The organism is Ferrovibrio sp. (genome assembly GCF_002796975.1).
Classification (GTDB): Bacteria; Pseudomonadota; Alphaproteobacteria; order Ferrovibrionales; family Ferrovibrionaceae; genus Ferrovibrio.
This window is the reverse complement of record NZ_PEKV01000001.1, coordinates 108,233-109,904: the sequence shown is the minus strand read 5'-3', so window position 1 is coordinate 109,904 and position 1,672 is coordinate 108,233. Positions and strand designations below refer to the sequence as shown.

Sequence of the window (1,672 nt, the reverse complement as noted above, 5' to 3'; positions counted from 1 at the left end):
GGCCAGGGCTCGAACGCCACCATGGACGGCATCCTGCGCGGTGACCTCGACTTCGGCTTCGTGTCCTGCTGGGGCCTCGCCGTGGGCGTCAGCAAGGGGCGCGACGTCGTCTCAATCTCGACCTATACCGGCCAGAATGGCTTCGGCTTCTTCTTCCCGAAGGATGCCAATGTCAAATCACTGAAAGATCTGAACGGCAAGAACATTGTCGTCAGCCCGGCGTCCTTCGACACCCAGCTGTTCCCGTCGGTGCTGGAGAGCGTCGGTCTGCCCGGCGACATGATGAAGCGCCTGAACGTCGACCCGGCCCAGAAGGTGCCGACCTACGCCCGCGGCCAGGCCGACGTGGTGGTTTCCCACGTTCCGTATGCGAGCCCGATCATCCAGGCCCAGCGCCCGTCGGACTACATCCTGTGGTCTTCGGTCGGTTTCACGCTGCCTGACTACTGCCTGACCACCAGCCGCAAGAAGCTCCAGGAAGACCCGAAACTGGTTGAAGCCTTCCTGCGCGCCAGCTACGCGGCCATCGCCGATGCGGTGAAGAAGCCGGAAGATGCTGCTGCAGCGACGCTGGAACTGAACCCGGTCCTCGAAAAGGACAAGACGCTGGAACAGTGGAAGCTGACCAGCACTATCCTGTTCTCGGAAGACAGCAAGTCCTGCCCGCTGGGCTGGCATTCGAAGAGCGACTGGACCAAGGGCTTGAAGACGCTGCAGCAATTTGGCGGCCTCGAAGGCTCGGTCGACGACCATTCGAAGTTCTACACCAATCAGTACTTCCCGTGCTCACGCTGACGTAGTCGGCGGCCGTGAAAGTGTCTTGGAGACGGAGTAGACCGCAATGTTATCGAATGTACTTCCTATGACTGCCAGGAACAGCGGCCCATCGAATCCTGATAATGCCATTCTCATCGCTGGCGTCTCCAAGACCTTTGACACTCGGGGTGGCGCAGTCAAAGCCCTGGACAATGTTTCACTCAACCTTCGAGGCGGCGAGTTCGTCTCGGTGGTCGGGCCGAGCGGCTGCGGAAAGTCGACCCTGCTTACAATTCTCGCAGGGTTGAAGAAAGCTTCCACCGGAAAGGTGACCATCGGTGCAACGCCGGTGAATGGGCCGTTCAAGAATTCTGGTATCGTCTTCCAGAAAGACGTTCTCATGGAGTGGCGGACGGCGTTGGACAACATCCTGCTCCAGGTCGAACTGCGTGGCCTTCGGAAGAAAGATTATGTGGACCGCGCTTTGGACCTGCTGGCAAAGGTCAATCTGCAGGATTTCGCCAATAAGTATCCACGTGAGCTGTCTGGCGGCATGAGGCAGCGTGTTTCCATCTGCCGGGCGCTCATTCATGATCCGCCAATCCTGCTGATGGACGAGCCGTTTGGTGCCCTCGACGCCCTGACCCGCGACGAGATCTCCGCTGACCTGACCCGCATCTGCGAGGAGACCGGCAAGACGGTCGTCTTCATCACGCACAGCATTGCTGAAGCGGTCCATCTCAGTGACCGGGTTATCGTGATGTCGGCGCGGCCTGGAAAAATCATCGACGATATCCGCATCGACCTGCCGCGCCCGCGTCAAATCCAGGTGCGGGATACGCCGGAATTTGGCCTCTATGCCCAGAGAATTCGCGCCAAGCTTATGGCGCCGCAGGCACCGTAATACGACAAGGTG

The 1,672-nt window shown here is 59.5% G+C and carries 1 protein-coding gene and 1 pseudogene; both read left to right on the top strand.

The annotated features are described in order from the left end of the window. Positions 1-18 precede the first annotated feature (18 nt). Positions 19-795: pseudogene (locus CTR53_RS00540) on the top strand (ABC transporter substrate-binding protein); the annotation flags it as partial. A gap of 67 nt (positions 796-862) precedes the next feature. Next, the gene (locus CTR53_RS00535; RefSeq protein ID WP_290808234.1) at positions 863-1,660 is read left to right on the top strand and encodes an ABC transporter ATP-binding protein; all 798 of its coding nucleotides are present in this window, start codon (positions 863-865) and stop codon (positions 1,658-1,660) included. Positions 1,661-1,672 lie beyond the last annotated feature (12 nt).

Bases quoted from the DNA above. Each gene is read 5' to 3' on its own strand.
- CTR53_RS00535 (WP_290808234.1), top strand. From the start codon at position 863: ATGACTGCCAGGAACAGCGGCCCATCGAATCCTGATAATGCCATTCTC.